Origin of the sequence: Micromonospora sp. D93, assembly GCF_018070365.1 — a bacterium.
Lineage (GTDB): Bacteria > Actinomycetota > Actinomycetes > Mycobacteriales > Micromonosporaceae > Micromonospora > Micromonospora ureilytica.
Genome location: NZ_JAGPXW010000054.1, coordinates 1 through 13,115, shown reverse-complemented (window position 1 = coordinate 13,115; position 13,115 = coordinate 1). Strand labels below are relative to the sequence as shown.

11 protein-coding genes are annotated in these 13,115 nt (G+C 71.0%); 6 read left to right on the top strand and 5 right to left on the bottom strand.

The annotated features are described in order from the left end of the window. Window positions 1–798, bottom strand: a 798-nt coding sequence (locus tag KBX71_RS33275; RefSeq protein WP_210821652.1) for a DUF4397 domain-containing protein, incomplete at its 3' end; no start/stop codon positions are given. Between the two features lie 180 nt (window positions 799–978). Here KBX71_RS33275 and KBX71_RS33270 point away from each other — a divergent pair. Then, complete coding sequence (locus tag KBX71_RS33270) at window positions 979–2,580, top strand: glycosyltransferase 87 family protein (protein WP_210821651.1); 1,602 nt, start codon at window positions 979–981, stop codon at window positions 2,578–2,580. A 32-nt stretch (window positions 2,581–2,612) separates the two neighbouring features. Here the strand turns inward: KBX71_RS33270 and KBX71_RS33265 are convergent, their stop codons facing one another. Both KBX71_RS33265 and KBX71_RS33260 read right to left on the bottom strand, forming a co-directional pair. Beyond that, window positions 2,613–3,287 (bottom strand): NADPH-dependent F420 reductase, encoded by a 675-nt coding sequence (locus KBX71_RS33265; protein ID WP_210821650.1) that lies wholly within the window; start codon window positions 3,285–3,287, stop codon window positions 2,613–2,615. A gap of 605 nt (window positions 3,288–3,892) precedes the next feature. Continuing rightward, window positions 3,893–4,384, bottom strand: coding sequence for a glutathione peroxidase (locus KBX71_RS33260; RefSeq protein ID WP_210821649.1), 492 nt, complete (start codon window positions 4,382–4,384; stop codon window positions 3,893–3,895). Between the two features lie 168 nt (window positions 4,385–4,552). Here KBX71_RS33260 and KBX71_RS33255 point away from each other — a divergent pair, with 168 nt between their 5' ends. The 4 genes from KBX71_RS33255 to KBX71_RS33240 all read left to right on the top strand — a co-directional run bounded on the left by KBX71_RS33255 (window position 4,553) and on the right by KBX71_RS33240 (window position 9,435). After that, window positions 4,553–6,178 carry a glycosyl hydrolase family 18 protein gene (locus KBX71_RS33255; RefSeq protein ID WP_210821648.1) on the top strand — a complete coding sequence of 542 codons (1,626 nt, stop codon included), beginning with the start codon at window positions 4,553–4,555 and terminating at the stop codon, window positions 6,176–6,178. A 181-nt stretch (window positions 6,179–6,359) separates the two neighbouring features. Next, a complete protein-coding gene (locus tag KBX71_RS33250; RefSeq protein ID WP_210821647.1) occupies window positions 6,360–6,863 on the top strand; it encodes a hypothetical protein in 504 nt (167 codons plus the stop codon). A gap of 92 nt (window positions 6,864–6,955) precedes the next feature. Continuing rightward, window positions 6,956–8,362 (top strand): class II 3-deoxy-7-phosphoheptulonate synthase, encoded by a 1,407-nt coding sequence (locus tag KBX71_RS33245; protein WP_210821646.1) that lies wholly within the window; start codon window positions 6,956–6,958, stop codon window positions 8,360–8,362. A 38-nt stretch (window positions 8,363–8,400) separates the two neighbouring features. Beyond that, the gene (locus KBX71_RS33240; protein ID WP_210821645.1) at window positions 8,401–9,435 is read left to right on the top strand and encodes a low specificity L-threonine aldolase; all 1,035 of its coding nucleotides are present in this window, start codon (window positions 8,401–8,403) and stop codon (window positions 9,433–9,435) included. 145 nt (window positions 9,436–9,580) lie between these two features. Here KBX71_RS33240 and KBX71_RS33235 read toward each other — a convergent pair whose 3' ends face one another. Together KBX71_RS33235 and pknB are read right to left on the bottom strand one after the other, a co-directional pair. Beyond that, window positions 9,581–10,450, bottom strand: a complete 870-nt coding sequence (locus KBX71_RS33235) for a deoxyribonuclease IV (RefSeq protein WP_210821644.1) — start codon at window positions 10,448–10,450, stop codon at window positions 9,581–9,583. Continuing rightward, entirely contained in the window at window positions 10,450–12,438 is a 1,989-nt protein-coding gene (gene pknB / locus KBX71_RS33230) for a Stk1 family PASTA domain-containing Ser/Thr kinase (protein ID WP_196925363.1), read from the bottom strand. Before pknB ends, KBX71_RS33235 begins: the two co-directional genes overlap by 1 nt. 188 nt (window positions 12,439–12,626) lie before the next feature. Here pknB and KBX71_RS33225 point away from each other — a divergent pair, with 188 nt between their 5' ends. Continuing rightward, window positions 12,627–13,016, top strand: coding sequence for an Rv2175c family DNA-binding protein (locus KBX71_RS33225; RefSeq protein WP_210821643.1), 390 nt, complete (start codon window positions 12,627–12,629; stop codon window positions 13,014–13,016). The last annotated feature ends 99 nt before the right edge of the window (window positions 13,017–13,115 follow it).

Here is a 13,115-nt window from a genome sequence, read left to right as displayed (position 1 = left end):
GGCCACCAGTGGGTACGCGTCGAGCCCCGCCCCGGCGATGCCACCGGCACCGGTGTCCACCCCGCCGGCCGGGACGACTGTGCCGCCCTCGGCGTCGCGGCGCAGCTCGGCGGTGAGCCCGCCCTGCTTCGCGTCGAGCACCAGCAGCGAGTAGACCGCACCGCCGGTGAGCCGCACCTCGGCGTCGGTGCTCGGCCCGCCGGCACCGGTCAGCTTCAGCCGCCAACTGCCCGGCTCGACCTGCTGGTAGTCGGTCGTGGTGGCGAACTGCACCCCGTCGGCGATCCTCGGGCCGTCGGCGGCGGCCACGTCGAGCACCGGGGTCCGCACCGACGCCTGCACCACCCGCACCTTGGCGCGGCCGTCCGTGGGGGCGCTGAGGTCGTCGTTGAGCACCCGCAGGCCGAGGTCCGCGTGCCGGCCGACACCGGCGACGGTGTAGGCGTCGCCGCTGGTCACCGCGACCTCGGTGGTGAGCACTGGGGGATCGCTGGCGGGTGCGCCGGCCTCGCGCATGGCCACCGCGTACCGGCCCGGAGCGAGTTCGAGGTAGTCGGAGACCACGCCGTAGCCGACCCCGGGAAAGACCCGCGGCTTCGCCTCGCCGGGTGCGGCCAGGTAGACGTCCACCGCCGGGGTGTCCGGGGAGAGGTGCGCGAGCCGGACGTATCCGACGGTGTCCGCGCCGGTCGCGGCGCTGGCCGCAACCGGAATGGCGGCAGCGGCGAGGGCGGTGCCGAGCAGGAGCGCGCCGGAGCCGGCCAGCAGCCGGCGGGGCACGGTACGGAGCGTGTGCATGTCGCCTCCGGGGGGCACGTTCGGTGAGCGGGCGGCAACCCAGAGAACAGGGTCCCGTGAACAGGACTGCGGCGCAAGTTGCCACAGCGATGTTTTTGCCGGCTGTCGTCACCGATCCCACCGGGCGGGTACGCCGCTTCGGGGCCGCCGCGGACCGTCGTGCTCGTCTATTCTCGGGCGATGCGGGATCGCCGGGTGGCCCTGGTGTGGGCGGCCTTCGCCGTCGTCGCGCTGGTGTCCTGCGTGCTCGTGTTCCAGCGCGACGACCGCCTCTCCGACCTGCACATCTACTACGGTGCGCTGTCCGACCTGCGCGCCGGCAAGCCGCTGTACGGGTATGTGGCAGAGAACGGTGGTCCGTTCACCTATCCGCCGTTCGCCGCTCTCGTGCTGTGGCCGATCACCTTCGTGCGCGAGGGCGTACTCCAGGGGATCTGGCTGGTGGCGACGTGCGCGGCGGTCGTCGCCATCGCCGGGTCGGTGGGTGTCGCGCTGACCACCCGACGTTCCCGGCGCCCGCTCGTCGTGGCGCTTGCGGCCACCGTGCTGATGCTCTCCGCGCCGGTGCAGAGCAACCTGCGCTTCGGGCAGGTCAGCATCTTCATCGTGCTGATGGCCCTGCTCGACGGGCTGGGCGTCGTCCCACCCCGGCTGCGGGGAACGCTGGTCGGGGTGGCCGCGGCGATCAAGCTCACCCCGCTGCTGTTCGTGGTCTACTTCCTCGCCGTCGGGCGCTACCGCGACGCCGGCCGGTCGGCGGCCGCGTTCGTGGCCTGCGCGGGGCTCGCCGCGATCGTGCTGCCCGGGGAGAGTTGGGCCTACTGGACCGAAACCGTGCGGCAGACCTCTCGCATCGGCAATCTGTCCTCATTGGGCAACCAGTCCCTGCACGGAATGTTGCTGCGCGTCGGTGTGGACGACACGACGTTGCCAGTGCTCTGGGCCGGGATGGTGGCACTGATCTGCGCGGCGGCGCTGCTGCGGGCCCGGCAGCTGACGCGGGAGGGCTGCCCCGGCCACGCCGCCGTGCTCGTCGGCTGCGCCACAGTGGCCGTGTCCCCGGTGTCCTGGACCCACCACCAGGTGTGGCCGGTGCTCGCCGCGATGCTGCTGATCGGCGCGTCCGGCGTCACCCAGCGGGCCGCCGGCGCGGCGCTGCTCGCCGCCATGATCGTCTCGTTGGGCGCGGTGCTCAGTCCGATCTCGACGCGGCCGGGGGTGCAGTTCCTCTTCGAGAACGCCCGCGCCGTCGGGGTGTGCGTTCTGTGCCTCGTCGGCTTCGGCGGTGTCGCGGTTGCCGCCCAACGCACGAGCAGACGACCGGCCGCCGGCCGTGCCTGGCTGCGGGTGGGCGTCACGGCCACTGTGGCGCTCGCGTTCTTCGCCGTGCAGCCGCTGCCAGCCGGGGCCGACCCCACCTTCAAGGCGTACACCCTCGACGACGTGGTCAACCCGCGATACTTCTTCGTCTGCCGTGGTCCGGCCGAATGCGCCGCCTACGCCACCGACGTGCCGGTCACCTTCGGCACCCGCGCCGAGAAGACCAAGGTCCGGGTCAACGGCGTGGTCGCCCCGCAGGTGACCCGCCTGGAGTACTACTCCGCGCCGGGTGGAGCGCCCCGGACCATTCCGCTGCTCGCCGCGTACCCGGGTTCGCGTACCTTCTCGTTCCGGTCCGCGACGATGGCCCACGGTCGGCTCGTCGCGTACGCCTCGGACGGACAGCCGATCGCCAGCTTCGACGACGAACTCGCCGCCGCCCTCCGCACGACCGCCCGGTAGGCGATCGCGGGCAGGGCGGCGGCTGGTGTTGCTCAGCGGGTGGCGGCGGCCAGGGCGGCGCGCACCTTCGCGGCGTCGCCCGGGGCCGGGTGCTCCCAGTCGGTCGGGCTGGCGGAGTAGAGCGTGCCGTACGCCGGGGTGTCCGGCTGGTAGCGCCACCCCTCGGCCAACGAGCCGGCGTCGACCGCGTCGTAGCCGATCCGGTCCAGGAAGGCGGTCACCTCGGCCTTCGCGGCGGCGTCGTCGCCGGTGATCGCGAGGGCGCTGCGGTCGGCCGCACCGGATGGCCGGGGGAGCGCGGCCAGGCCCTTGAAGTAGATGTTGTTGAAGACCTTGACCACCCGCGACTCCGGCAGGTGCCGCTGGAGCAACTCGCTGCTGGTGACCTCGCCCGAGTCCAGTTCCGGGAAGGTCCCATCGCGCTGCGGGTAGTAGTTGTTGGTGTCGATGACGACCTTTCCGACCAGCGGCTCCACGGGCACCGCTCGGTACGCCTTCAGCGGCACACTGACCACCACCAGGTCGCCGACCTGCGCCGCGTCCTGCGTGGTGCCGGCGCTGGCGTGCTCGCCCAGGGTCTCGACCAGGTCGGTGAGGGTTTCCGGGCCCCGCGAGTTGCTCAGCACCACGTCGTAGCCCGCGTCGACGGCCAGCCGGGCCAGGGTGCCGCCGATGTTGCCGCTGCCGATCAGTCCCACAGTTGTCATGCTCGTCCCCAACTCAGTCCACCCACGACGTATTCCCGACCAGGCTGGTGGGTTATTAGGTTGCCGCCGCCCGCCGGCTGCGTGGGCTGCGCGCGACCTTCGCCGTCCCGGCGGGTGCCTGGTGGCGCCGCGAGCCTGTCCTGCACAACGTACTGCTCGCGCTGGTCGCCGACCGGCTCTCCGGGGACGTGCCACTCTCCGGTGACGAGCGGTTCGTGCGGGGTGGTCGGCGGTGGATCGTCGGTCGTCCTGCGGCGTCGGGCCCGCCAAGATCGCACTCGATCCGGGATGACCGTGGACTCCTGACAGATCAACGGGTGTCGAGCGAGAAGATTGCGCCGATCTTGCAGTTTCGGTCGTCAATATGGGTGTAATGCCTGTTAGGTCGCGACAGAAAGTGCAAGATCGCCGAGCAGGGGGAGCCGTCCCGGCGATCATGAAGTTGTGGTGCCTGTTTTGGCCATTTACGGGCTTTTTGTTGCCCACCACAACTCCATGATCGGCGAGGTGGTGCAGGTTGGCGAACAGCGCCCCGCCAAACGCAAACGGCGTTGACATCCATGTTCGAGCGTGACCACGGTGGCTCGGTAGAGCGCCCCGGGGCGTCAGGGGGTGGGGAGGGTCTTCTCGATGGCGACGCGTAGGTCGTCGGAGTCGGGCGCGACAGCGGGGGCGAAGCGGGCGGCGACCGAGCCGTCCGGTGCCACCAGGAACTTCTCGAAGTTCCATCGCACGTCACCGGAGTGGCCGTCGGCGTCCGGGGTGTCCACCAGTGCGGCGTAGAGCGGGTGCCGGTCGCCGCCGTTGACGTCGATCTTCTCGGTCAGCGGGAAGGTGACCCCGTAGTTGACCTGGCAGAAGTCGCTGATCTCGGCGGCGCTGCCCGGCTCCTGCCCGGCGAACTGGTTGCACGGCACGCCGAGCACCACGAGGCCCCGGTCGGCGTAGGAGTCGGCGAGCGTCTGGAGGCCGGCGTACTGCGGGGTGAGGCCGCAGCGGGAGGCGACGTTGACGACCAGCAACGCCTTGCCGCGGTAGCGGGCCAGGTCGGCGGGGCCGCCGTTGAGGGCGTCGATCGGGATGTCGAAGACGGTCATGGTCCGAGGCTACGCGTGGGCCGGGCGTGAACCCCGGGGTGGGCGCAGCGTACGCACTCCGTGCACCAGGAGAAATCGAAACATGCGCATCTTGACGAATTGATGACGGCGTGAGTACCGTCTCACCATCTCTTTTGGAAAGTTTCCTAACAGTTCGGGAGACGCCGCATGAAAAGATCGCTCCGCCGGGCCCTCTGGGCCGGTGCCGTGGTCGCCGTGACCGTCGCAGCGGTGCCGGTGACCACCGCGTTCGGCGCCGGCACGGTCACCACCACCTTCACCAAGGCGCAGGACTGGGGGACCGGTCACGAGACGAGGGTGACCGTCACCAACGGTTCGAGCGCCACGGTCGCCACCTGGCGCATCGAGTTCGACCTGCCGTCGGGCACCACCATCAGCAGCGCGTGGGACGCCGACGTCACCAGCAGCGGCAACCACTACGTCGCGGTCAAGAAGAGCTGGGCCGGCGGCATCGCCCCCGGCGCCTCGTTCAGCTGGGGCTACAACGGCAGCGGCGCCTACAAGGCCCCGCTGAACTGCACCATCAACGGTGCCGCGTGCGGCGGCGGAACGACTCCGCCGACCACGACTCCGCCGACCACCACCCCACCGACGACGACGCCGCCCACCACCCCTCCGCCCACCACGCCGCCGCCGACCACCAACCCGCCGAACCCGGGTGGCAAGAAGGTCGTCGGCTACTTCGCCGAGTGGGGCGTCTACGGGCGCAACTACCACGTCAAGAACATCCAGACCAGCGGCTCGGCCGCCAAGCTGACCCACATCCTGTACGCCTTCGGCAACACCACCGGCGGCCGTTGCGCCATCGGTGACAGCTACGCCGACTACGACAAGGCGTACACCGCGGCGGAGAGCGTGGACGGCGTCGCCGACACGTGGGACCAGCCGCTGCGCGGCAGCTTCAACCAGCTGCGCAAGCTCAAGCAGCTGAACCCGCACCTCAAGGTGATCTGGTCGTTCGGCGGCTGGACCTGGTCCGGCGGCTTCACCCAGGCCGCGCAGAACCCGGCCGCGTTCGCCGAGAGCTGCTACAACCTGGTCGAGGACCCGCGCTGGGCGGACGTCTTCGACGGCATCGACGTCGACTGGGAGTACCCCAACGCCTGCGGTCTGAGCTGTGACAGCAGCGGCCCGAACGCGTTCAAGAACGTGATCAGCGCGTTGCGGTCGAAGTTCGGGTCCAGCGCCCTGGTCACCGCCGCCATCACCGCTGACGGCAGCAACGGCGGCAAGATCGACGCCACCGACTACGCCGGGGCCATCGGCAACCTCAACTGGCTGATGCCGATGACCTACGACTACTTCGGCGCCTTCGCCGCCCAGGGTCCGACGGCACCGCACTCCCCGCTCACCTCGTACACCGGCATCCCGCAGCAGGGCTTCAACTCCGACGCGGCGATCCAGAAGCTCAAGAGCAAGGGCGTCCCGGCCAACAAGCTGCTGCTCGGCATCGGCTTCTACGGTCGGGGCTGGACCGGTGTCACCCAGGCCGCTCCGGGCGGCAGCGCCACCGGCGCGGCGCCGGGCACCTACGAGGCCGGCATCGAGGACTACAAGGTCCTGAAGAACACCTGCCCGGCCACCGGCACGGTCGCCGGTACCGCGTACGCCAAGTGCGGCAGCAACTGGTGGAGCTACGACACCCCGTCGACCATCAACGGCAAGATGACGTACGCCAACAACCAGGGCCTCGGTGGCGCGTTCTTCTGGGAGCTCTCCGGTGACACGAGCAACGGCGAGCTCATCGGCGCCATCAAGGGCGGTCTCGGCTGAGCCGAGGGCCGACGCACCACCCACACGGCGGGAAGGGGCCCGCACCGTCCCTTCCCGCCCGTGACACAGCGGCCCGGTCGACGCCCAGCGTCGACCGGGCCGCCGCCGTTGGGCTCGACCAGCTGGATGTGGCAGACTCGCGGCTCGGCACGTCTCGATCTCACCGCCGACGGAGGTGATCATGCGCCTGACCCACCGCAGGCTGGTGGCGACCGCCGCCGGGCTGATGCTGCTGCCTGTTGCCCTGGTCGGCTGCGGAATCGGCGGCGGGGACGAGGACGAGTCCGCCGCGAAGCCGCCCCGGGTCCCCGCCGAGGAGGCCGCCACCCGCTCCCGTGAGCGCGTGCAGGCGTACCTCGACGCGATGACGGCCAAGGACGTCGCCGCCGGCCGCAGCCAGCTCTGCGCCCTGCTGCACGACGGCTTCGACCTGGGTGCCACCGGCCCCAACGGTGACTTCGCCGACCACTTCCAGGTGCCGAAGGCGGCCATCACCGACGTCCGGTCCGGGCCGCTCGGGCAGGAGGTCAGCGTCTCGGTCTCCGTCGCGGTCGGCAAGCGCACCGTCACCCGGCCACTGGTCTTCACAGTCACCCGGGACGGAAGCGACTGGTGCATCGCCGGGGAAGCGCCGGGCACCGCGCCTGCCGCGCCGTCGCCGACCGGCGTCTTCGTACCCGAGTAACCTGACCGGCGCCCGCCAGATTGATCTCCCATCTGCCGGAACCGTCCCCCTCGCCGCCCGGGCGCCTCGACAGTCGCCGTACGCTTTCTGTCATGCGCCATGAGTGGCATCAGCTGAGCCATCCCGCGGTGGGCAGCCCGGGCCTGCAGACCAGCCGACCGACAGTCGACTCCGCGGAGGACGCCGCGCTCGGCCTGGACCGATGGCGGGAGCTGCCCCGCGAGCAGGTCCCGCCGTGGTCCGACCCGGCCGCGGTCGCCGCGGTCTGCAAGGTCCTCGACACCGTGCCCTCGGTCGTCGCGCCCTACGAGGTGGACCAGCTCCGGCAGAAGCTCGCCCTGGTCTGCGAGGGCAAGGCGTTCCTGCTGCAGGGCGGTGACTGCGCCGAGACGTTCGTGGACAACACCGAGAGCCACCTGCTGGCCAACGCCCGCACCCTGCTCCAGATGGCGATCGTGCTCACCTACGGCGCGTCGCTGCCGGTGGTCAAGGTCGCCCGGGTCGCCGGGCAGTACACGAAGCCCCGCTCGCTGCCGACCGACGCGCGCGGCCTGCCCGCGTACCGCGGCGACATGATCAACTCACTGGAGGCCGACCCGGCCGCCCGGGTCGCCGACCCGCAGCGCATGATCCGCGCGTACGCCAACTCGGCGGCGGCGATGAACATGCTCCGGGCCTACCTCGCCGGCGGGCTCGCCGACCTGCACGCGGTGCACGACTGGAACAAGGGCTTCGTGAAGAACTCCCCGGCGGGGGAGCGTTACGAGGCGATCGCCCGGGAGATCGACCGCGCGCTGGCCTTCATCCGGGCCTGCGGCATGACCGACGACGAGGCGCTGCGCACCGTCACGCTCTACTGCTCCCACGAGGCCCTCGCCCTGGAGTACGACAGGGCGCTCACCCGGGTCTCCGACAGTCGGGCGTACGGGCTGTCCGGGCACTTCCTCTGGGTCGGCGAGCGCACCCGGCAGATCAGCGGCGCGCACATCGACTTCATCTCCCGGATCGCCAACCCGATCGGGGTCAAGCTCGGCCCGACCACCTCCCCGGACGAGGCGATCGAGTTGTGCGAGAAGCTCAACCCGGACAACGTCCCCGGCCGGCTCACCCTGATCAGCCGGATGGGCAACCACCGGGTACGCGACGCCCTGCCGCCGATCGTCGCCAAGGTCACCGCTGCCGGCGCCAAGGTGGTCTGGCAGTGCGACCCGATGCACGGCAACACGCACGAGTCGTCCAACGGCTACAAGACCCGGCACTTCGACCGCATCGTCGACGAGGTGCTCGGCTACTTCGAGGTGCACCGGGGGCTGGACACCCACCCCGGTGGCCTGCACGTCGAATTGACCGGCGAGGACGTCACCGAATGCCTCGGCGGTGCCCAGGGCATCGAGGATCTCGACCTGCCCGACCGGTACGAAACCGCCTGCGACCCGCGACTGAACACCCAGCAGTCGTTGGAGTTGGCGTTCCTCGTAGCGGAGATGCTCCGTGGCTGAGCGTGCGAGCGCCGCAGTCGGCCGCCGAAGGGAAGAACATGCCTGATCTGTTCGTGGACCTGCGGTCCGACACGGTGACCCGACCCACCGCCGGGATGCGGGAGGCGATGGCCACCGCCGAGGTCGGCGACGACGTCTACGGCGAGGATCCGAGCGTCAACGCGCTGGAGGCCGAGGTCGCCGCGTTGTTCGGGCACGAGGCGGCGCTGTTCGCCCCGAGTGGGTCGATGGCGAACCAGATCGCCCTGCAACTGTTGGTGTCGCCCGGGGACGAGTTGCTCTGCGACGCCGACGCGCACGTGGTCACGTACGAGATCGGCGCCGCGGCCGCGTACGGCGGGATCTCCTCGCGGACCTGGCCTGCGGTGGGCGCGGACATCGACCCGGAGGTGGTGGCCGGGATGATCCGGCCGGACGGCTACTTCGCTGTCCCCACCCGCGCGATCGCCGTCGAGCAGACTCACAATCGCGGCGGTGGCGGGGTGATTCCGCTGGCGACCCTGCGGGATCTGCGCGGCGTCGCCGACGAGGCGGGCGTCGCGCTGCACTGTGACGGTGCCCGGATCTGGCACGCGCACGTCGCCGACCGGGTGCCGCTGATCGAGTACGGCCGGCTCTTCGACACGCTGTCGGTGTGCCTCTCCAAGGGGCTCGGCGCGCCGGTCGGTTCGCTGGTCCTGGGCAGTGCGGAGAAGATCGAACGTGCCCGGCTGCTCCGCAAGCGGATGGGCGGTGGCATGCGCCAGGCCGGCATTCTCGCCGCCGCCGGCCGGTACGCGCTCGCGCAGCACATCGACCGGCTGGCCGACGACCACGCGAAGGCGGCCCGGCTCGCCGAGGCGGTCGCGCCGTTCGGTGTGCTGGCCACCACGGTCCGTACCAACCTGGTCGCGCTGGACCTCACCAAGCACACCCTTGACGCGCGGGCCCTGGCCGCCGCGGCACGGGCCGAGGGCGTACTGATCTCGGTGCTCGGCCCCCGTACCGCCCGCCTGGTCACCCACCTGGGCCTCAGCGACGCGGACATCGACCGCGCCCTGGCAGCCCTACCCCGCATCCTCGCCGCCGCCTAAAACCCACCCCTGGCCCCCCACACCCCAGCCCCACCCCCGGTGATCATGAAGTTATTGCCACTCGGATCGGCGTGTCATGGCAATAACTTCATGATCACCGGGGTGAGTGGGGGACGCCGGGGAGGGGTGGGGGTGCGGGTGGGCGTTAGGGGTGGGACAGGCGGGTTAGGGTTGTGATGTCGGCGGCGTGGCCTACGTGCCTCTCGCTGGGGGTTTCCACGACGATCGGGACGCCGGCGGTTGCCGGGTGGGCCATCAGCTCGGCGAAGGCCGGCTCACCGATGGTGCCCTTGCCGATGTTCTCGTGCCGATCCCGGGTGGAGCCGCGCAGATCCTTCGAGTCGTTGGCGTGGACCAGTCGCAGACGGTCCGCACCGACAGTGGCCACCAGGGTGTCCAGGGTCGCCGTCATGCCGCCCTCGGCCGCCAGGTCGTGGCCGGCCGCCCAGGCGTGGCAGGTGTCGAAGCAGACCCCGAGCATGGGGTGCCGGTCCACCGCGTCCAGGTAGGGGCCGAGCTGCTCCACCCGGGAGGCCAGTGACCGGCCTCCGCCGGCGCTCGGCTCGACCAGCAACATCGGCCCGCCAGCGTCGGCGGCCCAGTCGAGCAGCGGCAGCAACACCTCGCGGACCTGTCGCATCGCCGCCTCGGCGTGCCCCTCGTCCACCGAACTGCCCGCGTGGAACACGACCCCCCGCGCGCCGATCGCCACACCCCGACGCAACGCGTGTTCCAGCGTCTGGGCCGACTTCTCGACAGTGGCCGGGGTGGGCGAGCCGATGTTGACCAGCAGTGCGGCATGGATGAACGCGGGAATGCCCCGCTCGGCGCAACCGTCGCGGAACAGGGCGTCCTGCGCGGGGTCGCCGTTGGGCAGTGCCCAGCCTCGCGAGTTGGAGACGTAGACCTGCACCACCTGCGCACCGGTCGCGTCAACGTACGGCAGGGCAGCCTTCGCCAGCCCACCCGAGGTCGGAGTGTGCGCGCCCACCGGCCGCGCGGAGATCGTCGGCATCAGAAGCACGTCAGGGTGACCGGGGTGCCGGGCGCCACCTGCGAATTCTCGCCCGGGAGCTGGATCCGGACCACGGCGTTCGGGTTGATCGCCACCGTCACCGGGAAGCCCTGGCCCTCCAACGCCTGCTTGGCCTGCTGGCACGGCAGGTCGACCACCCGCGGCATGGCGACCAGCGGTGGCCCCTTGCTGACGTCCAGCTTGACCTGGGTGCCCTTCTCCACGCCGGCGCCGTCGGCCGGGCTCTGGCCGAGGATCTCGTCCCTCGGCTTGTCGGAGTCCTTGTAGGTCTCCACCAGCGTCAGGTTGAGCTGGGCCAGGGTCGTCCGGGCGTCGGTCAGGCTCTTGCCGACCAGGTTCGGCACCGTCACCGGCGCCCTGCCCCGGCTCAGAATGAGGGTGATCTTCGCACCTGGTTTGACCTCGGCACCCACCTTGGGGGAGCTGTCCACCACGACCCCGGCCGGCAGGCTGTCGTCGTAGCGGGCGGTGCCCTTGGCCACCACCAGCTTCACGTTGACCAGGTCCGCCTCGGCGAGCTCGAACTCCTTGCCGATGATGTCCGGTACGGGGAAACGCTCCGGGCCGAGGGAGAGAGTCAGGGTGATCGTGCCACCCTTGACGATCTTGGCAGCGGACGCCGGGCTCTGCTCCAGCACGCTGTCCTTCGGGGCCTTCTCGTCGAAGCGCGGCTCAGCGTACTTCAGGATGAGCCCAGCGCGGTCGGCCTGCGCCTGCGCCTGGGCATTGCTCAGGCTCACCAGCTGCGGAGCGTCCGTGTAGCGGCCGACGCCGAACCACCACCCCCCGATCGCGGCGACCAGGCCCAGCGTCACCACCACGGCCGCGACGGCCAGCCGGCCACGGGGGTTGCTCAGCATCGTGCCGCGCAGCGCGGCGAGCCGGGCGCCCAGGCCCTCCGCCGGCTCCGGAGCGGCCCGACGGCGGCCCGGCCCCTGGCTGCTGGCGCCCTCGGGCAGTCGTGCCCACGACGGGCGGTTGGGCGGCTGGACCGTCGCGACCATCATGGTCGGCTGGGAGAGCGAGGGTTCGTCGCTGACCGGGCGGAGTACTGCGGTGTGGCTGTTGGCGTCACCCAGACGATCCCGGGCGACCTGCACCTCGGCCAGCAACGCGCCGGCGTCCGCGGGCCGGGCGCCGGGATCACGCCGGGTGGCCCGCTGCACCAGGTCGTCGAGGACCGACGGCAGGCCCGGCACCAACGTCGAGGGCGCCGGCACGTCCCGGTCGACGTGCTGCCAGGCGACGTCCACCGGGCGGTCCCCGTCGTACGGCACACGGCCGGTGAGCATCTCGAACAGCACGATGCCGGCCGAGTAGACGTCGGTGCGCGGATCGGCGCGGCCCTCGGTGACCAGCTCCGGGGCGACGTACGCCACGGTGGCCATCAGCTGGTTGCCCTGCTCCTCGTCGGCGCTCGCCTCGACCGCCCGGGCCAGCCCGAAGTCGGCCACCTTCACGACGCTGTCGACCAGGTTGGCGACGCCACCGGTAGGCGCCTCCGCGACCAGCACGTTCTCCGGTTTGACGTCGCGGTGCACGAGACCGGCCCGGTGCGCGGCGGCGATCGCGGCGAGCATCTGCTCGGCGATGGCCAGCGCCTCGTCCGGGTTGAGTCGACGTCGTTCGGCCAGCACGTCGCGCAGCGTGCGGCCACGGACGTACTCCATCACCAGGTACGGCAGACCGGCGTGCGTGCCCTGGTCGTAGACCGCCACCACGTTCGGGTGGGTCAGCCGGGCGATGGTCTTCGCCTCGTCGGTGAACCGGGCCACGAAGTTGGCGATCCGGGCCCGTGCCTCGCTCGCCTGGGTCGGATGAATGATCTTGACAGCGACGGTGCGCTCGAGGCGTTCGTCGGTGGCGGTGTACACGGTCGCCATGCCACCACGGGCCACGCGACCGCGAATGCGGTAGCGCCCGTCGATCAGCGAGCCCAGCAACGTGTCGGCGACCTGAGTGTCCATCGGCAGGCAGTCTATGTGTCCAGGGGGTGAAGGATGAACAGGATGCTACAGCCGTACGCCGAACTAGTCCGTCCTGCCGTGCTCACGGCCCCTCATTCGCTGGTCAGCGGCGGTCAAGAGAGTGGGCGCCGGTGGGTCGCCCGGGGTGCCGGTGGCTCGTCGCGGCGGCGGCGTGGCAGGGTGGTCGGGTGACCGAACCCGTACCCGACCAGGCCGCACCCGGCCCGGAGCTCGCCGGACCCACCGACCCGGCCGGCTGGTTGACCCTGCCCGACGTCGCCGAACGCCTCGACGTGTCGATCAGCAAGGTGCACCAGATGATCCGTGACCGGGAGTTGTTGGCGGTCCGCCGCGACGGCATCCGCCGTATCCCGGCGGACCTGGTTGCCAACCAGACCGCGCTCAAGCACCTGCCCGGCGTGCTCAACCTGCTCGCCGACAACGGCTACGACGACGAGGCCGTCCTGCGCTGGCTCTACGAGCCGGACGACACCCTCCCCGGCGCCACCCCGGCCGCTGCCCTCTCCGGCGACCAGGCCCGCGAGGTAAAACGCCGAGCCCAAGCCCAAGGCTTCTAACCGCCCCGTCCCCCGGCCCCCGCCCCGGTTGATCATGAAGTTATTGCCACCCTCAGCGGCGTGTCGTGACAATAACCTCATGATCAACACCGGCGGGAG